Source organism: Streptomyces sp. NPDC107765 (assembly GCF_055657085.1).
On sequence record NZ_JBVKBL010000007.1, the window covers coordinates 58,921 to 81,533 of the forward strand.

At 73.2% G+C, this 22,613-nt stretch carries 16 protein-coding genes; 5 read left to right on the plus strand and 11 right to left on the minus strand.

All coding sequences use genetic code 11. The features are described 5' to 3' along the window. Nucleotides 1-28 precede the first annotated feature (28 nt). Complete coding sequence (locus ACZ7MX_RS18595; RefSeq protein ID WP_472133391.1) at nucleotides 29-1,072, plus strand: 2-hydroxyacid dehydrogenase; 1,044 nt, start codon at nucleotides 29-31, stop codon at nucleotides 1,070-1,072. 76 nt (nucleotides 1,073-1,148) lie between these two features. On the opposite strand, the gene lysX is transcribed toward ACZ7MX_RS18595, so the two are convergent. Both lysX and ACZ7MX_RS18605 read right to left on the minus strand, forming a co-directional pair. Next, nucleotides 1,149-4,466, minus strand: a complete 3,318-nt coding sequence (gene lysX, locus ACZ7MX_RS18600) for a bifunctional lysylphosphatidylglycerol synthetase/lysine--tRNA ligase LysX (protein WP_472133393.1) — start codon at nucleotides 4,464-4,466, stop codon at nucleotides 1,149-1,151. A 4-nt stretch (nucleotides 4,467-4,470) separates the two neighbouring features. Continuing rightward, on the minus strand, nucleotides 4,471-5,160 hold the full coding sequence (locus tag ACZ7MX_RS18605) for an Ig-like domain-containing protein (RefSeq protein WP_472133395.1): 690 nt from the start codon (nucleotides 5,158-5,160) through the stop codon (nucleotides 4,471-4,473). 242 nt (nucleotides 5,161-5,402) lie between these two features. On the opposite strand from ACZ7MX_RS18605, the gene ACZ7MX_RS18610 reads away from it, so the two are divergent. Both ACZ7MX_RS18610 and ACZ7MX_RS18615 read left to right on the plus strand, forming a co-directional pair. Continuing rightward, a complete protein-coding gene (locus tag ACZ7MX_RS18610) occupies nucleotides 5,403-5,597 on the plus strand; it encodes a hypothetical protein (protein ID WP_030412106.1) in 195 nt (64 codons plus the stop codon). Continuing rightward, entirely contained in the window at nucleotides 5,594-6,775 is a 1,182-nt protein-coding gene (locus ACZ7MX_RS18615) for an MFS transporter (protein ID WP_472133397.1), read from the plus strand. The genes ACZ7MX_RS18610 and ACZ7MX_RS18615 overlap by 4 nt, the downstream gene beginning before the upstream one ends. Before the next feature lie 37 nt (nucleotides 6,776-6,812). Here the strand turns inward: ACZ7MX_RS18615 and ACZ7MX_RS18620 are convergent, their stop codons facing one another. The 6 genes from ACZ7MX_RS18620 to xylB all read right to left on the minus strand — a co-directional run bounded on the left by ACZ7MX_RS18620 (nucleotide 6,813) and on the right by xylB (nucleotide 15,123). Continuing rightward, nucleotides 6,813-8,054, minus strand: coding sequence for a phosphodiester glycosidase family protein (locus ACZ7MX_RS18620; RefSeq protein ID WP_472133399.1), 1,242 nt, complete (start codon nucleotides 8,052-8,054; stop codon nucleotides 6,813-6,815). A 180-nt stretch (nucleotides 8,055-8,234) separates the two neighbouring features. Continuing rightward, nucleotides 8,235-8,876 (minus strand): N-acetylmuramoyl-L-alanine amidase, encoded by a 642-nt coding sequence (locus tag ACZ7MX_RS18625; RefSeq protein ID WP_472133401.1) that lies wholly within the window; start codon nucleotides 8,874-8,876, stop codon nucleotides 8,235-8,237. A 251-nt stretch (nucleotides 8,877-9,127) separates the two neighbouring features. Then, entirely contained in the window at nucleotides 9,128-10,543 is a 1,416-nt protein-coding gene (locus tag ACZ7MX_RS18630) for a family 2B encapsulin nanocompartment shell protein (protein ID WP_472133403.1), read from the minus strand. 105 nt (nucleotides 10,544-10,648) lie between these two features. After that, entirely contained in the window at nucleotides 10,649-12,061 is a 1,413-nt protein-coding gene (locus ACZ7MX_RS18635; protein WP_472133968.1) for a family 2B encapsulin nanocompartment shell protein, read from the minus strand. A gap of 154 nt (nucleotides 12,062-12,215) precedes the next feature. Further along, the gene (locus ACZ7MX_RS18640; RefSeq protein ID WP_472133405.1) at nucleotides 12,216-13,502 is read right to left on the minus strand and encodes an ROK family protein; all 1,287 of its coding nucleotides are present in this window, start codon (nucleotides 13,500-13,502) and stop codon (nucleotides 12,216-12,218) included. A gap of 190 nt (nucleotides 13,503-13,692) precedes the next feature. Beyond that, a complete protein-coding gene (gene xylB, locus ACZ7MX_RS18645; protein ID WP_472133407.1) occupies nucleotides 13,693-15,123 on the minus strand; it encodes a xylulokinase in 1,431 nt (476 codons plus the stop codon). Between the two features lie 153 nt (nucleotides 15,124-15,276). Between xylB and xylA the strand changes: the two genes are divergently transcribed. Beyond that, nucleotides 15,277-16,440 (plus strand): xylose isomerase, encoded by a 1,164-nt coding sequence (xylA, locus tag ACZ7MX_RS18650; RefSeq protein WP_472133409.1) that lies wholly within the window; start codon nucleotides 15,277-15,279, stop codon nucleotides 16,438-16,440. A 12-nt stretch (nucleotides 16,441-16,452) separates the two neighbouring features. Here xylA and ACZ7MX_RS18655 read toward each other — a convergent pair whose 3' ends face one another. Further along, on the minus strand, nucleotides 16,453-17,430 hold the full coding sequence (locus ACZ7MX_RS18655; RefSeq protein WP_472133411.1) for an acetylxylan esterase: 978 nt from the start codon (nucleotides 17,428-17,430) through the stop codon (nucleotides 16,453-16,455). Nucleotides 17,431-17,565: 135 nt separating this feature from the next. On the opposite strand from ACZ7MX_RS18655, the gene ACZ7MX_RS18660 reads away from it, so the two are divergent. Next, on the plus strand, nucleotides 17,566-18,366 hold the full coding sequence (locus tag ACZ7MX_RS18660; RefSeq protein ID WP_472133413.1) for a hypothetical protein: 801 nt from the start codon (nucleotides 17,566-17,568) through the stop codon (nucleotides 18,364-18,366). A gap of 29 nt (nucleotides 18,367-18,395) precedes the next feature. Here ACZ7MX_RS18660 and mmuM read toward each other — a convergent pair whose 3' ends face one another. Both mmuM and ACZ7MX_RS18670 read right to left on the minus strand, forming a co-directional pair. Then, on the minus strand, nucleotides 18,396-19,316 hold the full coding sequence (gene mmuM / locus ACZ7MX_RS18665) for a homocysteine S-methyltransferase (protein ID WP_472133415.1): 921 nt from the start codon (nucleotides 19,314-19,316) through the stop codon (nucleotides 18,396-18,398). Nucleotides 19,317-19,429: 113 nt separating this feature from the next. Then, nucleotides 19,430-22,447, minus strand: a complete 3,018-nt coding sequence (locus ACZ7MX_RS18670; RefSeq protein ID WP_472133417.1) for a glycoside hydrolase family 2 TIM barrel-domain containing protein — start codon at nucleotides 22,445-22,447, stop codon at nucleotides 19,430-19,432. Nucleotides 22,448-22,613 lie beyond the last annotated feature (166 nt).

Genomic DNA, 22,613 nt, shown 5'->3' on the forward strand with positions numbered 1-22,613 from the left:
GCCCACCGCCCCAGGAGAAGAAGACCCCATGAGCACCACCGTCCTCGCCGCCGGCAACCACTTCATCCGCCCGGGCCTGTTCGCCGAGGCCGTGCGCGCGGCCGCCGGGGACACCCCGCTGGACATCCGCGAGCTGCGCTACGACTGGCCGCACACCCCCTTCGGCCCGGTCGGCGAGGTCATCGAGGCCTCCGGCAGCGAGGACGAGATGATCGAGGCACTGCGCGGCGTCGAGATCTGCGTCACCGAGCACGGCCCGCTCACCGAACGGATCCTCGCCCACTGCCCCGACCTCAAGCTGTTCTGCACCAGCCGCGGCGGCCCGGTCAACGTCAACCTCGCGGCCGCCACCCGGCACGGCGTCCCGGTCTGCCACGCCCCCGGCCGCAACGCCACCGCCACCGCCGAGCACACCCTCACCCTGCTGCTGGCCGCCGCCCGCGGCGTCGGCGACACCCACACCGACCTGCGCCGCGGCGTCTGGCGCGGCGACTACTACGACTACGACCGCTGCGGCATCGAGATCGACGGCGCCACCGTCGGCCTGATCGGCTACGGCGCCATCGGCAGCCGGGTCACCAAGGTCCTCACCGCGATGGGCGCCCACGTCCTGGTCCACGACCCGTACGTCCGTCCCGAGGCGCTGGCCGGCGTCGCCGAGCAGGTCACCCTCGACGAACTGCTCGGCCGCTCCCGCATCGTCTCCCTGCACGCCCGGGTCACCGACGAGACCCGCGGCATGATCGGCCGCGAGCAGATCGCCGCGATGCGCCGCGGCGCGATCCTGGTCAACTGCGCCCGCGGCGCGCTCCTCGACTACGACGCGGTGTGCGACGCCCTGGACGCCGGACAGCTGGCCGGCGCGGCCTTCGACGTCTTCCCCGAGGAGCCGCTGCCGGCCGGCTCCCGGCTGCTGACCGCCCCCGGCGTGGTGCTCACCCCGCACATCGCGGGCGGCAGCCAGGAGGTCGCGCACAAGGCGGCCCGGATCGTCGCCGAGGAGGTCGGCCGCCACCTGCGCGGCGAACCGCTGGCGCACTGCGCCAACCCCGAGGTATCCCAGGGCAGTTGAGGACCCGCACGGCATGCGAGAAGGCCACCACCTCACGGGTGGTGGCCTTCTCGCGTGCTTCCTCGCCGGGTCCGGCTCAGCGCCGCCGCACCAGCGGGAACGGCAGCGTCTCGCGGATCGACAGACCGGTCAGGAACATCACCAGCCGGTCCACGCCGATGCCCAGACCACCGGTCGGCGGCATCGCGTACTCCAGGGCCTGCAGGAAGTCCTCGTCCAGCTCCATCGCCTCCGGGTCACCGCCGGCCGCCAGCAGCGACTGCGCGGTCAGCCGCCGCCGCTGCTCGACCGGGTCGGTCAGCTCCGAGTAGGCGGTGCCCAGTTCGGTGCCGAACGCGACCAGGTCCCAGCGCTCGGCGAGCCGCGGGTCCTTGCGGTGCTGCCGGGTCAGCGGCGAGACGTCGGTGGGGAAGTCCTTGTAGAACGTGGGGAGCTGGGTCTTCTCCTCCACCAGGCGCTCGTACATCTCCAGCACGATGTCGCCGCGGCCCATCTCCGGCTTCACCGGCACCGCCGCGGCACCGCACAGCCGGCGCAGCCGTTCCACTTCGGTGTCCGCGTCGACCTCCTCGCCGAGCGCCTCGGAGATCGCGCCATAGACGGTCTTGACCGGCCAGATTCCCGAGATGTCGTGCTCCACCAGCCGCCCGTTCGCGTCCGCCTTGCGGGCGGTGGCGCTGCCGAACGCGGCGATCGCGGCACCCTGGATCAGCTCCCGGGTCAGGTCGAGCATCACGTCGTAGTCGGCGAACGCCTGGTACGCCTCCAGCATCGTGAACTCGGGGTTGTGCTTGTACGAGATGCCCTCGTTGCGGAACGTCCGCCCCATCTCGAAGACCTTCTCCATACCGCCCACACACAGCCGCTTCAGGTACAGCTCGGGGGCGATGCGCAGATACAGGTCGAGGTCGTAGGCGTTGATGTGGGTGTGGAACGGGCGGGCGTTGGCGCCGCCGTGGATCTGCTGGAGCATCGGCGTCTCGACCTCCAGGTAACCCCGGTCGATCAGCCCCTGGCGCAGCGCCTGCACGGCCGTGCTGCGGGCCCGTACGGTCTCCCGGGCATCCGGCGAGACGACCAGGTCCACATAGCGCTGGCGGACCTTGGCCTCCGGGTCGGACAGCCCTCGCCGCTTGTCCGGCAGCGGCCGCAGGCACTTGGCGGTCAGCCGCCACTGCGTGACGAACACCGTCAGCTCACCGCGGTCGCTGGCGCCGATCTCACCCTCGGCCTCGATGTGGTCGCCCAGGTCGATGTCCGACCCGAACCGGTCCAGCAGCTCCTTGCCGGTGCCGTCCCGGGTCAGCGCGATCTGCAGATCGCCGGACCAGTCACGCAGCTCGGCGAAGAGCACACCGCCGTGGTCGCGGGTGCGCAGCACCCGGCCGGCGATGCTGACGGACTTGCCGGTCCGGACCCCGGCCGCGAGTTCCGGGTACTCGGCGCGGACCTCGCCCAGGGTGTGCGTGCGCACCACGCCCACCGGGTACGGGTCGGTGCCGTCCGCCCGCAGCCGCTCCAGCTTGCGGTGCCTGACCCGCACCTGCTCGGGCAGCGCGGCCAGCTCCCGCTCGTGCAGCTCCTCCTCGGTGGCCGGCGGCGCCTGCACCAGCCCGAGCTCGTCCAGCGACGGCAGGCCGGCGGTGCTCGCCGGGGCCAGCATCCGCTTCTTGTGGCCCTTGCCCCACAGCTTGCCCAGGCTCGGTACGGCCACGAAGCCCTCGGCGATACCGGAGGCCAGACCGATCCGGGCCAGTGCGCCGGCGTCCGCGTAGCACAGGAACCGCGGGTACCACTCGGGGTTGTACTTGGCGTTGGAGCGGTACAGCGCCTCCAGCTGCCACCACTTGGAGAAGAACAGCAGCAGCCGGCGCCAGAACTTCAGCACCGGGCCGGCACCGATCCGCGCGCCCTCCTCGAAGGCGGAGCGGAACACCGCGAAGTTCAGCGAGATCCGGCGCACCCCGAAAGACCCGGCCTGGGCGCACAGCCGGGCCACCATGAATTCCATGACGCCGTTGGGCGCGGTGCGGTCGCGGCGCATCACGTCCAGCGAGATGCCGTCCGGGCCCCAGGGGACGAAGGACAGCAGCGCGATCATGTTGCCGTCGCCGTCGAACGCCTCGGCCAGCAGGCAGTCCCCGTCCTCCGGGTCGCCGAGCCGGTCCAGCGCCATCGAGAAGCCGCGCTCGGTCTCGGTGTCCCGCCAGGCGTCCGCCCGGTGGATGACCTCCTGCATCTCCTCGTCGGTCAGCGCGGAGTGCCGGCGCACCCGGAAGCTCGCGCCGGTCCGCTCGACGCGGTTGACGGCCTGGCGGGTCACCCGCATCTCCCGGCCGTCCAGGTCGAAGTCCTTCACGTGCAGGATCGCCTCGTCGCCGAGCTGGAGCGCGCCCAGCCCGCTGCGGGCGAACGCCTTGGCGCCGCTCTCGCTCGCGCCCATCACGGCCGGCTGCCAGCCGTACCGTCCGGCGACCTCCAGCCAGGCCTCGATCGCCTGCGTCCACGCCTCCCGGTCACCGACCGGGTCACCGCTGGCCAGGCAGACGCCGGCCTCGACGCGGTAGGTGACGGCGGCCTTGCCGCTGGGGGAGAAGACCACGGCCTTGTCGCGGCGGGTGGCGAAGTAGCCGAGCGAGTCCTGGCTGCCGTAACGCTCCAGCAGCGCCCGGATCCGGGCCTCCTCGTCACCGTGCAGCGCGGCCTCCATGCGCTGCGAACGGAACAGCGTCAGGGCCGCGTTCAGCAGCGCCAGCGCACCCAGCAGGCCGAGGACGGTGCTGGTCCAGTGCGGCGGATGGCCCTCGATCAGCCGGCCGCCGACCAGCCCGCCGCAGACCCGGTTCGCCGCCCACAGCAGGCGGTTGCCGCCGCCGGCCTCCAGGCTGCCGGGCGCCAGCGTCACCAGACCCCAGCCGATCAGCACCGCCACCACGAGCCCGCCGATCAGCACCCCGATGGCGCGCAGGAACGCACCGCGCCGGGTGATCGCGTAGAACTCGCGGTGCGAGACCAGCAGCAGCACCAGCGCGCCGGCGCACAGCACCAGCGAGAAGGCGAACTCCCAGTAGCCCGCGGCCAGGAACAGGGCGTCGGCCAGGGTGACCAGCACCATGTAGGCGACGACGAACCACAGGGCCACGCGTTTGCGCGCGGTCATCGCCGCGGCCAGGAGGAAGAGGAACACCGCGTAGGCGAAGTTGGGCTGCACCGGGATGGTGAGCGTGTCCAGCCAGTAGATCACCGGATGGAGTCCGCGCCGGAGGGGCCCGATCAGCGCCGTCAGGGCGCAGAAGAGCCCCAGCACGCTGAAGATGATGGCGAAGCCGTTCGGGACGCGGCGCCGGAAGCGCCGCCACCCCGTGAGTTGATCCTGGTCCTGCACGGTGCTCATTCCGTCACACTAGGCTCTGAAAGGGGTCAGCTGCTCGACGCGAGGGTGCGGTTCCCCGCCCACCGGGCACGGGCTCGGCACTGCAGTCTCCGATCCCGATGGTCCTATCGTCTTTCCCTCGTACGGAGGATGCGGTGACTGTACTGGGTTCACCCACCCGGACCTTGCCACAATCCCGCTCCGGAGCCGAGTCGGTGCATGTCCGGCCGCTTGTGAAGTTCAGGTGACGGTCCTTCGCGAGGTCCCGGCCGCCCCCGGAGCCCACCCCGTCCGGCGCGACCACCGGTGCGTCGAGCCGGGCCGCCGTCGCCGTGGTCAGTGACTCCTTGGCCGCGCCCAGGCCGCCCCGGCCGTCCTTGGTCCGCGCGAGGACCGAGTACCGGGTGTCCGGCGCGGCCGGCGCGCGGGCGGTCCAGACGGTTCCGCCGCTGCCGAGACCGCCGGGCAGCCGCCGCCCCCGGGGATCGGAGACCGTCACCTCGGTCAGTACCCCGCCCTCCGCGGTCACCCGCAGCCGGTCGCCGGCCTGGACGGTCCGGGTCCCGTTCGCCGCGCCCAGCGTCACCCGCACCGAAGCGCCCTGGGTGCCCGGCGCCGCGCCGCCGCATGCGGTGAGCGTGCCCGCGCCGACCACCCCGGCCAGCGCGAGTCCGGTGCGCCAGGGCCTGCGGCGGAGGGAGGGGCGAAGGGGCATGGGTGGTCCGTCGGAAGGTGAGGGAGGGCGGAGATGTCGGCCGCTAAGACGGGCAATGCCGCGACTCCGTTGCGGGGAGTGAGGTGATCCACGTCACGGTGGCCGGGTGTCCTTCCTGCCCGGTGACCCGCAGTGAACACCCGGATGGAGCATCGGGCCGCGAACCGGACATACCCTGAAATACGCCAAACTGGCCACCCCTTGCCGTCCGTTCGGGCGGCGGTTGAGGAGGTGTGCGTCCCATGGCTATTTCAATCTCGGTCGTGCTGCTGCTGCTGACCCTGACCGTGATCTTCCTGCGCAGCGGAAAGCTCAAGTTCTCGCACGCCCTCGTGTGCGCACTGCTCGGCTTCTACCTCGCGAACAGCAGCCTGGCCCCGGACATCCACCAGGGACTGGCCGGCGCCGCCGACGTGGTGAGCAGCGTGCGCCCGTGACCCTGGCGGCCTACCGGAACCTCGCGGTCGCCACCCTCGGCTTCACGATCACCTTCTGGGCGTGGAACCTCATCTCCCCGCTCGGCAACGCCTTCAAGAGCAGCCTCGACCTGACCCCCCTCCAGGTGTCGGCCCTGGTGGCGGTGCCGGTGCTGGTCGGCTCCCTGGGCGGGGTTCCGGTCGGCGCGCTCACCGACCGCTATGGCGCCCGGGTGATGTTCCCGCTGGTCTCGACGCTGACCATCGTGCCCGTGCTGCTGCTGATCCCCGCCAAGCACTCCTACGCCGCCATGCTCGGCACCGGCTTCCTGCTCGGCCTGGGCGGCACCACCATCGCCATCGGCATCCCGCTCGTCAACGCCTGGTTCCCACCCCGCAAACGGGGGCTGGCCCTGGGGATCTTCGGGATGGGCATGGGCGGCATCGCCCTCTCCGGCTATCTGACCCCCCGCATCCACCGCTACGACGAGAACCTGCCCTACCTCGTCGTCGCCGTGGGCCTCGCCCTCTTCGCCGTCGTCGGCGCCCTGATGATCAACGACCACCCGGGCCGGCCGGTGCCCGAGACCTCGCTCGCCACCCGGCTGGTCCGGGCCGGCCGGCTGCGCGTCACCTGGGAGCTGGCCGCGCTGTACGCGATCGGCTTCGGCGGCATCGTCGCGTTCGGCGTCTACCTCCCGACGTACCTGCAGACCTGGTACCACCTCGACGCCGCCGACGCGGGCACCAAGGCGGCCGGCTTCGCACTGGTCACGGTGGCCTTCCGGCCGGTCGGCGGCTGGTGCGCGGACCGGGTCCACCCGGCCGTGGTCACCGCCTGGGCGCTCGGCACGGTCGCCGTGCTCGCCGTCGTCCAGGCCTTCGACCCACCGCTGGACCCGGTCGGCACCGTCGGCTTCCTCGCCATGGCGGCCGGCCTCGGCGCGGCCGGCGGCTCGGTCTTCGCGCTCGTCTCCCGGGTGACACCACAGGCCAGGGTCGGCACCGTCACCGGCATCGTCGGCGCCGCCGGGGGCCTCGGCGGCTTCGTCCCACCGCTGGTCATGGGTGCCGTCTACAGCGCCAAGGGCAGCTACTCGATCGGTTTCATGCTGCTCTCCGACCTGGCGCTGGCCGGCTGCGTGTACGCCGCCGGCCGCATGCGCACCGCGGGGGCCGGGCGCGCCGGGAGGATGTGAGCGTCGGGCGGGCCGGGCGGGCGCGGCGGCCCGCCGCTCACCCCAAGGAGAAGATCCCCACGCCGTTCGCCACCGGCCGTTCCGCCCCGCCCGACGGATGGTTGCGCACCACGACCCCGTCGCCGGTGCCGTCGTCGGTCACCAGCGTCGAGGACCCGCCGCCGTCCAGGTTCATCGCCTCCTCGGACCCCAACTCGGCCATAAGGGCAGCGAGTTCACTCACCGTCAGCCCGGTCTGACCGCGCGCGCCGTCCAGCGCCAGCAGATACAGCACCCGCCCGTCGGGTGCGATCCCCGCGGCGGTCCGCACCGCCACCGCGACGGTGTCCAGCCCGGCCACCGGCCGGCCGTCCCGGACGATCGGGAAACCGCCCACCGCGAACCGCAGCGGCACCGGCCCCTCGCCGGCCAGCCGGTAGCCCACCCGCAGCGGCTCGCCGAGGTGCAGCTTGCGCAACTGCCGCGCGCCCTCCTCCCGGCCCACCAGCACCACGCTTCCCGCGGCCACCCCGCCGGCGCCCGGAGTGTCCTCGATCGCCGTCACCCGGCCGTACCGGACCGTCACCTCCGCGGTGTCCGTGCTGCACGGCGCCGCCCGCTCGGTGTCCGTCCCGCAGACGGCCCGCTCCCGGGACGCCGGCCCCCATTGCGGGGTGTACGCGCCGATGCCGTCCACCGGCAGCGCGTACTGGTTGAGCCCGCGCAGCGGCAGCCCGCCCTCGGGGGTCAGTGCCGCGCCGTGCAGGGTGAGCCGGTCCAGCCGCGCCCGGCGGTCGTAGCCCACGCCGAGGACGTCCTCGGCGCTGGCGCCCGGCGGCAGTACGGGACCGAAGCGCTGCCCGTCGGGGACCGCCGCCTTCAGTTGCCGGCCGGAGACCACGGCCGGTCCGTCCGGGGCGCCGGTGACCTCCACGCCCGGATGCTGGGTCTCGGTGATGTGGAAGAAGTCCCCGTTGACGGCCGCCACCGCACCCCGCGCCGCGGCCAGCCGGGACACCGGCGCCCGGGCCCCGACCACGCCCGGATACAGCAGGTCCACCGACACCCGGGGATCGCCCAGATCGACCGTCAGCAGATGCCCGTGCACCACCCCGCGCGGCAGCGTCATCCGGAACTCGCCGTACGCCACACCGGGCGCCAGCGGCACCGCATCGGAGCGGCTCAGGGGGGTGCCCGCTGCGGTGGCCGGGGCCCCGCCCGCCATCCCGCCGCCGGCCAGCACGCCCCACACCACCAGCACCGTCAGTACCGCGCGAACCCGACCGAATCGCTGCTTCACGATTGCCCCTGACGTCACGTCAACTGCACCGGGTACCGGAGACGTTCACCGCGCCACGCCCCACTATGGACCGCTCACTATGACCTGGAAATGTCATGAATCCGTACACCCGCAGAACGGCCGTCGTGTCGCCGGGCGTCGGCCTGGAGCGCTTCTACGGACCGCCTGGCGCGCGCCGGGTCATCTCCGGTGCCGCCAGGAGGACTCGGTGACCAGCTGCAGATAGCGCGCCCAGTCCCAGTACTCGCCCGGGTCGGTGTGGGTGGAGCCGGGGACCTCGATGTGGCCGATGATGTGCTCGCGGTCCTTGGGGATCCCGTAGCGGTCGCAGACGGCGGCGGTGAGCCGGGCGGAGTGCTCGTAGAGGGTGTCGGTGAACCACGTCGGGTCGTCGATCCAGCCCTCGTGCTCGATGCCGATGCTGCGGGTGTTGCAGTCCCAGTTGCCGGCGTGCCAGGCGACGTTGCGCTCGCTGACGCACTGGGCGAGGTGACCGTCGGAGGAGCGGACGACGTAGTGGGCGGCGGCCTTGTGCGCGGGGCTCTGGAACAGCCGGAGGGTGTCCTCGTAGGTCTCCTGCGTCACATGGATCACGACCATCTCGATCGGGTACTGGTCCGGGCGGTTTGCGGTGGTGAAGTTGGACCTGCTGGCCGGGATCCATTCGACCGGGGGGTAGCCCTTGCCGCCGTGCGGTGTCCGGGGGTGCGGGGCGGCGAGGGCGGTGGACGCGGTGAGCGGGGCGAGGGCGGCGGCCGCGACGAGTGCGGCCGTGCCGGTGAGCAGATGCCGGCGGGCGGGGCGGGGGTGGCGGGGCTCCATGTGAACTCCTGACAAGGACCGAGGGTGGTCGCGTACATGTCACGCACATGCGATGCGTTCATCATGCGCAACCGGGCAGGTCCTGCCAAGGGCATGGCCGGGCCGCCAATGGCTCGACCAAAGGCGGCAACGACGCAGGTCACGAGCCGGGACGCACCTGATCGGCCGTCACCCGGGTGCCGCGCCCGGGCCCCTGAAGGGACGGACCCGGACGCGGCACGGACGCGGCACGGACGGTGGTGCGCCGCCGGTCAGTGACCGATCTCGACGTCCTCCAGGACGCCCAGCGCGTCCGGCACCAGCACGGCCGCCGAGAAGTACGCGCTGACCAGGTAGTTGATGACCGCCTGGTCGTTGATGCCCATGAAGCGGACGGACAGGCCGGGCCGGTACTCGTCCGGGATGCCGGTCTGGTGCAGCCCGATCACGCCCTGGTTCTCCTCGCCGACGCGCAGGGCCAGGATCGAGCTGGTCTGGTCCGGGGTGATCGGGATCTTGTTGCAGGGCAGCAGCGGGATGCCCCGCCAGGCCCGCACCTCCCCGCCCTCGAACGGGACGGTGCAGGGGTAGATCCCCCGGGCGTTCCACTCCCGCCCGATGGCGGCGATGGTGCGCGGATGGGCCAGCAGGAACTGCGTCTTGCGGCGCCGGGAGATCAGCTCGTCGAGGTCGTCGGGGGTGGGCGGTCCGGTGCGGGTGTGGATGCGCTGCTTGAGGTCGGCGTTGTGCAGCAGCCCGAACTCGCGGTTGTTGATCATCTCGTGTTCCTGGCGCTCGCGCAGCGCCTCCACGGTCAGCCGCAACTGCTGGTCCAGCTGGTTCATCGGCCCGTTGTAGAGGTCGGCGACCCGCGAGTGCACCTTCAACACCGTTTGCGCGACGTTGAGTTCGTACTCCCGCGGCGTCAGTTCGTAGTCCGCGAAGGTGCCCGGCAGCACCGGCTCGCCGACATGGCCGGCGGCCAGCTCGATGGCCGCCTCACCGTGCTTGTTCTGCGCGGGCGCCAGCGCGGTGCGGAACGCCTCGATGTGCGCCCGCAGGGAATCGGAATCGCCGAGCACCGCCTCGAAGTCGCTGCGGTAGAGGGTCAGTGCGGTCACCCGGGTCACCGCCCGCACGGAGTGTTCCCACTCCGCGTCCGCGGACAGCAGCGCCGCAGCGCCGATGGCATCGCCGTCGGCCAGCGTGCCCAGGGACGTCTCGTCGCCGTACTTGCCGGCGCCGAGCCGGTCCAGCTTGCCGTGCGCGATCAGGATGACCCGGTCGGTCGGGCCACCCCTGCGGGCCAGCACATCGCCGGGTGCGAACTCCCGCTGTACGAAGCGGCCGGCCAGCGTCTCCAGGGTCGGGGCGTGGTCATAGCCGCGCAGCGGCGCCAGTTCGCGCAGCTCGGCCGGGATCACCCGGACGTCGGTGCCGGTCGAGACGAACTCGATCCGCCCGTCGCCGAGGGTGTGCGTCAGCCGGCGGTTGACGCGGTAGGTGCCGCCGGAGACCTGTGTCCACGGCAGGATGCGCAGCAGCCAGCGGGAGGAGATCCCCTGCATCTGCGGCACGGTCTTGGTCGTGGTCGCCAGATTGCGGGCTGCGGCGGTGCCCAGGCTGGACGGATTCTGCTCGACCTCGGAGGGCTGCGGGCCGGACGTCGGGTCCACCGATGTGGTCATGGAAGAAGCTCACCTGTTCTGTCGGTGCTGCGCTGTGCCGGGTACTGCCGGACGTGCGGATACCTGCGGATGCGCGTGCTGTCGTGCTCGTCCTGCGGCGGCCGTTCAGTGGCCGATCTGCACGTCCTCCAGCACGCCCAGCGCATCGGGCACGAGAATGGCCGCGGAGAAGTAGGCGCTGACCAGATACTTGAGGACCGCCCGGTCGTCGATGCCCATATAACGCACCGACAGCCCCGGCTCGTATTCATCGGGAATTCCGGTCTGCTGCAGACCGACCACGCCCTGCTTTTCCTCGCCGGTGCGCAGCAGCAGAATCGAGGTGGTGCGTTCCTTGGTGACCGGAATCTTGTTGCACGGGAAGATCGGCACCCCGCGCCAGGACGGCAGCGAATGCCCCATGAAATCCACCGCGGTCGGATACAGCCCGCGGGCACTGCACTCCCGGCCGAAGGCGGCGATGGCCTGCGGATGGGCGAGCAGGAAGCCCGGGTCCTTCCAGACCGTGGCGAGCAGTTCGTCGAGGTCGTCGGGGGTGGGCGCCCCGGTGCGGGTGTGGATGCGCTGCTTGAGGTCGGCGTTGTGCAGCAGCCCGAACTCGCGGTTGTTGATCATCTCGTGTTCCTGGCACTCGCGCAGCGCCTGGATCGTGAGCTTCAGCTGCTCCTCGACCTGGTTCATCGGGTCGCTGTAGAGGTCGCCGACCCGGCTGTGCGTGCGCAGCACCGTCTGGGCCACGCTGAGTTCGTACTCCCGCGGCGCCGCGTCGTAGTCGACGAAGGTGCCGGGCAGGGCCGGCTCGCCCTGGTGCCCGGACGCCACGGCGACCGCCGATTCGCCGCTCTCGTTCGCCGGCCGGGAGGCGGTCCGGTCGGCCGTCGCCAGGTGCTCGCGCAACCCGGGGGAGCGGTCGATCACCTCCTGTCCCGCCTGGCGCGGCAGTGCCATGACCGTCACCCGGGTCACCGCCCGGTAGCTGAACTCCCAGGTCGCTTGCTCGGCGTCGAGCGGACCGGTGCCGAAGTGGTCACCTCCCGCCAGCGCTTCCAGCACCGTCGCGTCGCCGTATTTGCCGGTGCCGATGCGGTCCACCCGGCCGTGCGCGATCAGGACCAGCCGGTCGTCCGGTGTGCCGGCCTCGGCGATCAGCTCGCCGGGCGCGTACTCGGTCTGCGTGAACCGCTCGCCGAGCGCCGCCAGCACCTCGTGGTCGGTGAAGTCCCGCAGGGCGGGCAGTTCGCGCAGTTCCTCCGGGATGACCGAGACGTCGCCGCCGTTGATGTCGAAGTCGATGCGCCCGTCGCCGACGGTGTAGGTCAGCCGGCGGTTCACCCGGTAAGTGCCGCCCGACACCTGCACCCAGGGCAACAATCGCAGCAGCCAGCGGGACGTGATTCCCTGCATCTGCGGCGCGGTTTTGGTGGTGGTCGCCAAATTCCGTGCGGCGGTGGTACTCAGACTGGAATTCTGGGATTCTTCCGCACTGCTGGAATGTGATTCGTCGGCAATCGTCACAATGCCACCTGTCTCATGGGAGGGCGCGATGCGGGACTGCCCAGGAAGCGTTGCGCAGCGGTTTCTCGGCAGCCCGCCGAACCGACGGTAGTCGTGCGCTTTTTATCGGCACAATCGCTCGATGGGGTGGCATGGAAATCTCTTTCCATGGAAAGGTTTAGCGGGTTCTGACCGGGGGAGAGTCAGCCGGGGCGCAGGATCGGAGGGGGTCGTCCAGGACCGCCCGCAACGCCGCGTGCGCCGCCCCCAGCAGCGGCCCGTCCGCCCCCAGTCGCGACACCCTCACGGACGGCCCGCCGGCTCGCGCCGGATCCGTCGCCACGGCCGTCCGCAGCGTCAACTCCCGTTCCAGCGACGGCAGGACCCAGGGCGCGAGCCCGGCCAGCGCACCACCCAGGACGACCGCCCGCGGGTCGAGCAGGTTCACCGCTCCGGCGAGCGCGATGCCGAGCGCCGTCCCCGCCTCCTCCAGGGCCCGTACGGTGGCCGGGTCGCCGTCGGCCGCGCGGCGGGCGAGCAGCGCGATCCGGGCCCCCGGCCCCGCCTCCCCGGCCACCGCCCGCCCGGTCACCGCCCCGCTCGCCCGCAGCACGGCCTCTTCCCCCGCGTACTGCTCCAGGCACCCGCGTCCGCCGCAGCCGCACCGGCGGCCGTCCGGATACACCGGCACATGGCCCAGCTCACCGGCGAACCCCCGTGCACCACGCAGCAGTTGACCGTCCACCACGACCGCCGCGCCGATCCCGGCCTCGGCCGAGACATGGACGAAGTCCGGCGGCGGTCCCGGTGGCCCGCCGTCCGCACCGGCCGGCCGCAGTTCGGCCAGCGCCCCCAGATTCGCCTCGTTCTCCACGGTCAGTGGCACGGCCGGGGAGTTCGCCGGGGCCGTCACCGGGGCCAGGCCCGGCGCCAGATCCGCCGCCCGCCAGCCGAGGTTGGGCGCGTGCACCACGGTCGTCCCGCCGCGGGCCACCAGCCCCGGCACCGCCACCGCGAGCCCGGCGGGCCGCAGCCCCTCCGCGGCGATCCGCCCGGTCACCTCCGTGAGCAGCTCCCCGAGCCGCTCCAGTACGGGCCCGGGCGCGCTGTTCCGGTTCGCCGCGCCGACCGCCGCCCGGGCGCGTATCCGGCCGCGCAGATCGATCGCGCACACCGCGAGGTGGTCCACGCCTATCTCCGCCCCGAGCCCCGCCGGGCCGCGGTCGCTGACCACCAGTTCGTTCCCCGGCCGGCCCCGGCCGCGGGGCGCCGCCGGTCCCGACTCGGCCAGCAGCCCGGCCCGCAGCAGCTCGTCCACCAGCGGCGCCACGCCCGCCCGGGTCAGCCCGATCCGCGCCGCCACCGCCGGCCGCGACAGCGGCCCGTGCGCCGCCACGGTCCGCAGCACCCGGGCGAGGTTGCGCCGCCGGATGCCGGCCTGGGTGTCGTTGCCGGGCGCGGTCACGGGTCTCCTCGGAGGTAGGTGTCGGGCCGAGTCTCCCGGGCGGGCGCGGGGCGGGCGCGGGGGTGGTGCCGGGGTGGCGGCAGGGGTGCCCAGGTCACCGTAGGGCGGCAGGGCGGGTGTGTAGAGGCGGGGCCGTGCGGGCGGGTGCGTGGGCGGCTCCGTACGGGCGGGGGTCCGGGGGGCAGGGGTTTCAGCGCCGCAGCAGGGTGTCCGCGTCGGTGAGGGTGGCGGCCAGCCGGTGCAGGACGGCGTCGTCCCGCGGCTGGGCCTCGTACTCCGTGCCGCGCGCGGTGCCCCACCGGCGGGCCACCGCCGCGGGGTCCTCGCCCAGCAGCAGCCCGGCCGCCTGGGCCGCCGCGCCGAGCGCGACCAGCTCCTGGGCCTCGGGCACCACCACCGGGCGGCCGGATAGCCGGCGGACCGTCTCCCGCCAGGCCCGGCCCTTCGCACCGCCGCCGATCAGCAGCAGCGGGGTCCCGGCCGCGGCGTCCGCGTCCAGCACCTGCTCCAGCGCCCGCAGCAGCGCGAACACCGCGCCGTCGTAGGCGGCCTGGAGCAGCTGGCCGGCCGTGGTGTCGTGCCGCAGCCCGTGCACCAGGCCCGAGGCCCCGGGCAGGTTCGGCGTGCGCTCCCCGTCGAGGAACGGCAGCACCACCACCTCGCCGCCCGCCTCCACGGCCTCCCGGTCGCGGGCCAGCAGCGCCGCCACCCGGTCCACCGCGAGCGTGCAGTTCAGGGTGCAGGCCAGCGGCAGCCAGTCGCCCCGGGCGTCGGCGAAACCGGCGACGGTGCCGGTCGGATCGGCCGGGCGGTGGGTGGAGACCGCGTAGACCGTCCCCGAGGTGCCCAGGCTCAGCACCGGCTGTCCGGGGCGCAGGCCGAGGCCGAGCGCGGCCGCCATGTTGTCGCCGGTGCCCGCGGCCACCAGGGCGCCCCGGGGCAGCGGCAGCTCACCGGCGTGCACCGTTCCGGCGGCCTCGCCCGGCCCGGCCACCCGGGGCAGCGCCTCCGGGGGCAGCCCGACGTGCGCCAGGATCTCCGTGTCGTACGCCCCGGTGGCCGAGGACCACCAGCCCGTGCCGGAGGCGTCCCCGCGGTCGGTGACCGCCTCGCCGGTCAGCCGCCCGGTGAGGTAGTCGTGCGGCAGCCGCACCGCGGCGGTGGCGGCGGCCGCGGACGGCTCGGTCTCCCGCAGCCACGCCCACTTGGCCACCGTGAACGCCGGGCCCGGCACGCTCCCGACCCGGTCCGCCCAGGCCCGCGCGCCGCCCCGCTCGGCGATCAGCCGTTCGCTGTGGCCCGCGGCGCGGACGTCGTTCCACAACAGGGCCGGACGCACCGGCTCGCCGGCCGCGTCCAGCGTGACCAGCCCGTGCTGCTGCCCGGCGACCGACACCGCGGAGACCTGCCGGGCGGCGTCCCCGCACTGCGCCAGCGCCTCGCCCAGCGCCCGCCACCACTGCCGGGGGTCGCTCTCCTTGCCGGGGCCGCCGCCGACCGTGTGCGGCGCCTGCCCGCGGGCCACGACCACACCGGTCTCCGCGTCCACGACCAGCGTCTTCGTGGACTGCGTCGAGCTGTCCACCCCGAGGACGAGCGGTCCCGCTGCCTGTGCGCCCATCGTGCTCTCTCCCTTGGCGGCCCGCTGCCACGAAAGCCGCGGAGCCTTCTCGCACGGTCTGCTTCCAGGGGGTTCCCCGGTGTGCCGCCGCATATTAGTTTGGCCGCCGCGGAATTTGTAAAGTGCCTTGACGAAATGGCCGAGGGAGATGCGATGCGCTGTCAGCCGGTGCCCGAGGACAAATTCAGCTTCGGCCTGTGGACGGTCGGCTGGCAGGGCCGCGATCCCTTCGGGGACGCCACCCGCCGCGCCCTGGACCCGGTCGAGACCGTGCACCGCCTGGCGGAGCTCGGCGCGTACGGCGTGACCTTCCACGACGACGACCTGATCCCGTTCGGCGCCGACGACATCCGGCGCGAGACGGCCGTCAAACGCTTCCGCCAGGCGCTGGACGCCACCGGCCTGGTCGTCCCGATGGCGACCACCAACCTCTTCACCCACCCGGTGTTCAAGGACGGCGCCTTCACCGCCAACGACCGCGACGTCCGACGCTTCGCGCTGCGCAAGACGCTTCGCAACATCGACCTCGCCGCCGAGCTGGGCGCCCGCACCTATGTGGCCTGGGGTGGCCGGGAGGGCGCCGAGTCAGGCGCCGCCAAGGACGTGGCGGCCGCCCTCGACCGGCTCAAGGAAGCCTTCGACCTGCTCGCCCAGTACGTCGTCGAGCAGGGCTACGACCTGCGGTTCGCCATCGAGCCCAAACCCAACGAGCCGCGCGGCGACATCCTGCTGCCCACCGTCGGCCACGCACTCGCCTTCATCGGGCGCCTCGAACGCCCCGACCTCTTCGGCGTCAACCCGGAGGTCGGCCACGAGCAGATGGCCGGCCTCAACGTCCCGCACGGCATCGCCCAGGCCCTCTGGCAGGGCAAGCTCTTCCACCTCGATCTCAACGGCCAGAGCGGCGTCAAGTACGACCAGGACCTGCGCTTCGGCGCCGGCGACCTGCGCGCCGCGTTCTGGCTCGTCGACCTGCTGGAGACGGCCGGCTACGACGGGCCGCGGCACTTCGACTTCAAACCGCCACGCACCGAGGACCTCGACGGCGTCTGGGCCTCCGCCGCCGGCTGCATGCGCAACTACCTGATCCTCAAGGAGCGCGCCGCGTCCTTCCGGGCCGACCCGGCCGTCCAGGACGCGCTGCGCGCCGCCCGCCTGCCCGAGTTGGCCCGCCCCACCGCCGAGGACGGCCTGGCCGGGTTGCTCGCCGATCCCAGTGCGTACGAGACGTTCCGTCCGGAGGTGGCCGCGGCCCGTGGGATGGCCTTCGAGCGGCTGGACCAGCTGGCTTTGGATCATCTGCTCGGCGTGTCCTGAACCGGCCGCCGGTCAGGCCGCCGGTCGGTCGAAGAGCGTGCGGACGAAGGCGAGTTCGGCGGCGCGTTGGTCGGTGCCGCCGGTCTCATGGGCGTTGAACCGCCACACCTTCAGTTCCTTCTCACTCGCGTAGTGGTGGTACGCGGCGAAGCCGGTGGACGGCGGCACCACCTCGTCGCGCAGTGCGGTCGCGAAGAGCGCCGGTGCGGTGGCCCGGACCGCGAAGTTCAGCCCGTCGAAATGGTCCAGGGTGTGCAGGGCCGGGTCGATGTGGTCCCGGGCGCCGGCGAAGTAGCGGGCGAGCTCGCCGTACGGACCGGCGTCGGTGATCTCGACGGCGCGGCGGATGTGGGTCAGGAAGGGCGCGTCGATCAGCGCCCCGGCCAGGCCCGGGACCAGGCCGGTCATCGCCAGGGCGAGCGCCCCGCCCTGGCTGTGACCGGCGACCACCATCCGCTCCTCGTCCACCTCCTCGTGGCCGCGCGCGGTCTCCACGGCCCGTACCGCATCGGTGAACAGCCGCCGGTAGTAGTAGTCGTCGGGATCGAGCAGGCCCTGGGTCAGCCGGCCGGGAACGCCCGGGTTGCGGTAGCCGGCCGGGTCGGGGGTGTCACCGGGTCGGCCCGGGCCGCTCTGGCCGCGGGCGTCCATGACCAGGGTGGCGTAGCCCGCCGACGGCCACAGCAGCCAGTCGTGCGGCCGCAGCCGGCCACCGCCGTAACCGAGGTACTGCACGATGCACGGCAGCGGCCCGGCGGCCGCCCGCGGGATCAGGAACCAGCCACGGATCCGGTGCCCGCCGAAGCCCGAGAACGCCACGTCGTAGGTGCGTAACAGGGCCAGCCCGGCGTCGACTGCGGTGAACCGCGCGGCCAGGTCATGGCCGCGCGCCTCGGCGAGGGTGCGCTCCCAGAACGCGTCAAATCCGGGCGGCTCGGGCAACGGGGGGCGATAGGTGCGCAGTTCGTCCAGGGGTAGGTCGGTGAACACGCGGAACCTCCGGGCCGTAGGGTGGCTTGCTGCCTGTCGCCAACGGTGCCCAGCAGGCGGACATTTCAGACCGGAAGTGTTCCAGGTTGGTCACCGCGTCCCGTGAATCCCAGTAAAGAAGCGATCATTTCCGTTATGAGCTTTCCGCCCCCGCCGCCCGGCCAGCCGCACCCGCCGAACCAGCCGCCCCCCGGCAACCCGGGCGGGTTCGGACCGCCGGCCGGCGGATACGGCCCGCCGCCCGGCGGCAACCAGGCCCCCGGTGGCTTCGGTCCGCCCGCGGGCGGCTACGGCCCGCCCGGACCGGGCGGCCCCGGCGGCTGGCAGCAGCCCCCCGGCCCGCCCAACGGCGGCGGCAACGGCAAGCTCATCGCCGCCATCATCGGCGGTGGCGCGGTCGTCCTGGCCGCCGTCATCGCCGTCATCGTGATCGCCAACAGCGACGACGGCGGCAGCAACCGGGCCCAGCCGTCGTCCAGTGCGAGCACCTCCGCCACCCCGTCCGAGAGCGCCTCCGCGACCCCCTCCGACGACCCCTACGCCTCGCCCAGCAGCGACCCCGAGAGCACGCCCACGCCCTCCGCCGGCACGATCCCCTTCTACCTGCAGAAGGTCGGCGACTGCTACGACCTGGACCCGGCCGGCCACGGCAACAACACCGAAACCTCCTGCAACAGCCCGCACGACGCCGAGGTCGTCGCCACCCACCGCCTCGGTGCGGGCCTGACCAGCGAGTCGGACATCCAGGACAAGGCGTCGTCGCTGTGCCGGGACGAGCTGGAGCGCAAGGCGTCCCGGCAGCCCTCCGGCACCGCCGAGGGCACCTACGTGCAGTACCCCAACCTCAAGGGCTACAAGCTCGGCTTCAAGACCGTCAGCTGCAGCCTGATGGGCAACCGCAGCAACACCCGGAAGCTCACCAAGCCGCTGTCCTGAGCACCGCCCGACAGCCCGACCGACCACTGTCAGCGGCCGAGGCCGGCCGCCAGCTGCGCGATGGCGTCCGGCCCGACCCGGCAGCAGCCGCCGATCAGCCGGGCGCCGTCCGCGACCCAGCCGGCGACCCGGTCGGCGGTGAACTCCGGTATGCCGCACCACGTCCGCGCCTCGGCGTCCCAGCGCTCCCCGCTGTTCGGATACACCACCACCGGCTTGCCGGTGACCTGCGCGGCCAGCGGCACCGCCCGGTCCGCGTCGTCCGGCGCGCAGCAGTTCACCCCCACGGCGATCACCTCGTCCACCTCCGCCGCGAGGGCGAACGCCTCCGCCAGCGGCTGCCCGGCCCGGGTCGTCCCACCGGCGACGCTGTACGACAGATACGCCGGCACGCCCAGCCCGCGCACCGCCCGCAGCAGCGCCCGGGCCTCGTCGGCGTCCGGCACCGTCTCCAGCGCCAGCACATCGGGCCCGGCCGCCGCCAGCACCTCCAGCCGCGGCCGGTGGAACCGCTCCAGCTCCGCCACCGACAGGCCGTACCGGCCGCGGTACTCGGAACCGTCCGCCAGCATCGCGCCGTACGGGCCCGCCGAGGCGGCCACGTACAGCGGCCCGGTGGCGCCGCCCGCCCGCGCCCGGCCGGCCGCCTCGCGGGCCAGCGCGACGCTCCGCCCGAGCAGCTCCGCGGCCTCCTCGGCGCCGGTGCCGCGCCGCGCGAACCCCTCGAACGTCGCCTGGTAGCTGGACGTGATCGCGACCTGCGCCCCCGCTTCGTAGTACGCGAGATGCGCCCGCAGCACCGCCTCCGGTTCCTCGGCCAGCAGCCGCGCCGACCACAGCTCGTCGCTCAGGTCGTGCCCGGCGGCCTCCAGTTGGTTGGACAGCCCGCCGTCGAGGACCACCGGCCCCGCGGCGAGGGCGTCGGCGAGTGTCGGGACCGTGCTGACCATGGTGCGAACCCTCCTGTGTGCTGCCGGGCGGACCTTTTCCCAGCTCCTTCGGATCGTAGCTCCGCCCACTGACAACGCCCGTGACCTGCGCCGACGGCGACGCCCGAGGCCGCTCAGGGCAGCGAGGCGAACACGAACGAGAACCGCGCCGAAGCCGCCGCCAGCCGGTATTGCGGCAGCACCCCGGGCCCGCACGACTGGCTGCCGATGCCGTGCTGGGCATGGTCGAGATGCAGCCACAGGACGTCGCCCGGCCGCAGGTCCGGGGTGTGCCGGGCCGCGGTCAGCTCCTCGTCGGACCAGCGGCGGGCGGCGAAGGCGAAGTCCGGGTCCCCCTCGACCCGGAGGCCCGAACCGTCCGACCGGGTCAGTTCGAGCCGGCGCACACCGGGCCGGGAACCGTTCTCCTGCGGCCGGACGTACGGCGTCTGCAGCTCCTCCACCGACCGCGACCAGCGGCCGGTGCGGACGGCCGCCCGGGTGTCCGGATAGCCCTCACCGGGCCCGCCGCCGTACCACTCCGCCCGCCCCAGGCTCCCGCACACCGCCATCCGCACCCCGAGCCGGGGCAGCGGAACCGGCCAGTCGCCCTCCGGATCGACCGCCAACTCCAGCCGCAGCAGGTCGCGTCGGGCCGTCCACCGGTAGACCGCGCGCAGCGCGAGCGGGGAACCGGCCGCGGCCACCCGGGTCTGCACCACCAGGGCGGGGCCGTCCGGTTCGACGGCGTCCACGCGGTGCCGCATCCGGTGCAGGCCGAGCCGGCGCCATTCGGTGGCCGGCCGCGGTCCGGGCTGCCAGGGCGCGGCCTCGTCGTTGTCGGTCGGCGCCCGCCAGACGTGCAGCCGGGGGCCGCCGATCCGCACCCCGTCCAGATAGTTCAGCGTCCCGGCCGTGGCGTCGAACGTGCCCGGCCCGAGCACGATCACATTGCCCCCGCCGCGGCGAGGGGTGGCGGTGGGTACCGGAGGCACGTACGGCGGGCGCGGTACGGCCGGGAACTGGCCCCATGCCACCTCGTGCCCGGCAGGTGCCCAGGCGGTGTCCCCGGCCAGTACGGCCTGCACCGTCCAGAGGGCCTCCCGGTCCCCGTCCCTCTCCTCCGCCATGTCCGGCAGCGCCGTCACGACCGACCCGCCCGGTGGCGGCGTCGGCATCTCCAGCCACCCGCTGCCGCACGGATTGCCCTCCACCTCGTAGCACCACAGGAACGACAGGTGCCCGAGCCCGGAGAAGTCGTACAGATTGGTGATCCGGACCGTCTGCCTGCCGTCGTCACCGGCGGGCCCGGCCTCGATCCGCACCGGCTCGACGACCTTCTTCACCTCGGCCAGCCCCGGCGACGGCGTCCGGTCCGGCAGCACCAGGCCATCACAGACGAAGTTCCCGTCGTGCAGTTCTTCACCGAAGTCGCCGCCGTAGGCGTGGTACACCTCGCCGTCCGGCGTCCGCTGCCGCAGCCCGTGGTCGATCCACTCCCACACGAAACCGCCCTGACAGCGCTCGTACGTCTCGAACAGCCGCTGGTACTCACCGAGGCCGCCCGGACCGTTGCCCATCGCGTGCGCGTACTCGCAGAGGATGAACGGGAGTTGACGGCGCCGCGTGTCCAGCGCGGGGTCGTCGAGCGGCTCCTCGGTGCGCCGGCCGATCCGCGTCACCTCGGCGTGATCGGCGTACATCCGGGAGTAGACGTCGGTGTCGGCGCAACTACGATCGCCCTCGTAGTGCAGCGGACGGGACGGATCGCGCTCGCGCATCCACCCGGCCATGGCGGACAGCCCGCGGCCGGTCCCGCACTCGTTGCCCAGCGACCACAGCACGATGCTGGGGTGGTTCTTGTCCCGCTCGACCATCCGGCGGGCCCGGTCCAGCAGCGCCGGCTCCCAGCGCGGGTCGTCGACCGGATTGTCCCGCCAGCCCTGCTGCCCGAACCCGTGCGTCTCCAGGTCGCACTCGTCGACGACCCACAGCCCCAGCTCGTCGCAGAGGTCCAGGAACGCCGGGTGCGGCGGATAGTGGCTGGTGCGCACCGCGTTGATGTTGTGCTGCTTCATCATCAGCAGGTCCTGGCGCATCACCTCGGGCCCTACGGTGCGTCCGTACCGCGGATGGAATTCGTGCCGGTTGACGCCGCGCAGCAGGATCCGCCGGCCGTTCACCTTCAGCAGCCCGTCCTCGACGCACACCGTACGGAACCCGATCCGCAGCGGGACGGTCTCCCCGGTGGTGATCAACTCGCCGGTGTACAGCCGGGGTTCCTCGGCCGTCCAGGGCTGCACCGGCACCGTCGCGCTCTCCCCGGTCGCCAGGTCCAGCCCGAGCTCCGGTACGGTCACCCGCCCGGCCGGGGTGCACTCCACGCGCAGCGTGCCCCGGCCCGTACGGTGATCGAAGCCGGCGTGGACGAAGTGGTCGGCGACCGAGCCCTCCGGACGCCGGTGGACCGAGACGTTCCGGAAGATTCCGGGCAGCCACCACTGGTCCTGGTCCTCCAGATAGCTGCCGGACGACCACTGGTGGACCCGCACCGCCAGCACATTGCCGTGCGGCCGCAGCAGCTGCCCCACCTCGAACTCGTGCGGCAGCCGGCTGCCCTTGAAGTGCCCCAGTTCCTGCCCGTTGAGCCAGATCCGGGCGCAGGACTCCACCCCGCCGAAGTGGAGCACGGCCGGCCCCTCGCCCCACCCCTCGGGCAGGTCGAACACCTGCCGGTGGTCACCGGTCGGGTTCTCGTCCGGCACCCTCGGCGGGTCCACGGGAAAGGGATAGGCGGTGTTGGTGTACACGGGGGCGCCGAATCCCTTGAGCACCCAGGTGCCGGGCACCCTCAGCTCGTGCCACTCCTTGTCGTCGAAGTCCGGCCGGGCGAACGCCTCGTCCTCGGCGTCGGCGCGCGGCGAGAGACGGAACCGCCAGGTGCCGTGCAGCGAGATCCGCGGCGCATCCGAGGCCGCGTACCAGGCGCGCGGCGGCAACGCCCCCCGGCCCGGCGAACGGTCCTCGTAGTACGGGAGCCGGTCGTCCGCCGAACCCGGGCGACCCGGCGCGGGCTCCGCCCGGCGGCCGGACGTCGGCGGGGGCTGGTCGTGCGGCGCATGCTGCGGCGGGTGCGGGGACGTCCCGGTCACTGGTCCTCCTGCTGCGGGCGACGTGCCTGGCGTCGGGGGGATCGCCCTCAGCGAATCACGCGCGGGGGCACGGCGCAGCCGGATGACCGGATTCGGGTGGCCGGGTGCTCCGCGCGGGCCCGGCCGCCCGGGGAGCGAACGGCCCCTCGGGGGGCGGGACCTGACC

Excerpts from the sequence above, each read along its gene's own strand:
- ACZ7MX_RS18595 (WP_472133391.1), top strand. The coding sequence starts at position 29 with ATGAGCACCACCGTCCTCGCCGCCGGCAACCACTTCATCCGCCCGGGC.
- lysX (WP_472133393.1), bottom strand. The coding sequence starts at position 4,466 with ATGAGCACCGTGCAGGACCAGGATCAACTCACGGGGTGGCGGCGCTTC.
- ACZ7MX_RS18605 (WP_472133395.1), bottom strand. The coding sequence starts at position 5,160 with ATGCCCCTTCGCCCCTCCCTCCGCCGCAGGCCCTGGCGCACCGGACTC.
- ACZ7MX_RS18610 (WP_030412106.1), top strand. The coding sequence starts at position 5,403 with ATGGCTATTTCAATCTCGGTCGTGCTGCTGCTGCTGACCCTGACCGTG.
- ACZ7MX_RS18625 (WP_472133401.1), bottom strand. The coding sequence starts at position 8,876 with ATGGAGCCCCGCCACCCCCGCCCCGCCCGCCGGCATCTGCTCACCGGC.
- ACZ7MX_RS18630 (WP_472133403.1), bottom strand. The coding sequence starts at position 10,543 with ATGACCACATCGGTGGACCCGACGTCCGGCCCGCAGCCCTCCGAGGTC.
- xylB (WP_472133407.1), bottom strand. The coding sequence starts at position 15,123 with ATGGGCGCACAGGCAGCGGGACCGCTCGTCCTCGGGGTGGACAGCTCG.
- xylA (WP_472133409.1), top strand. The coding sequence starts at position 15,277 with ATGCGCTGTCAGCCGGTGCCCGAGGACAAATTCAGCTTCGGCCTGTGG.
- ACZ7MX_RS18660 (WP_472133413.1), top strand. The coding sequence starts at position 17,566 with ATGAGCTTTCCGCCCCCGCCGCCCGGCCAGCCGCACCCGCCGAACCAG.
- mmuM (WP_472133415.1), bottom strand. The coding sequence starts at position 19,316 with ATGGTCAGCACGGTCCCGACACTCGCCGACGCCCTCGCCGCGGGGCCG.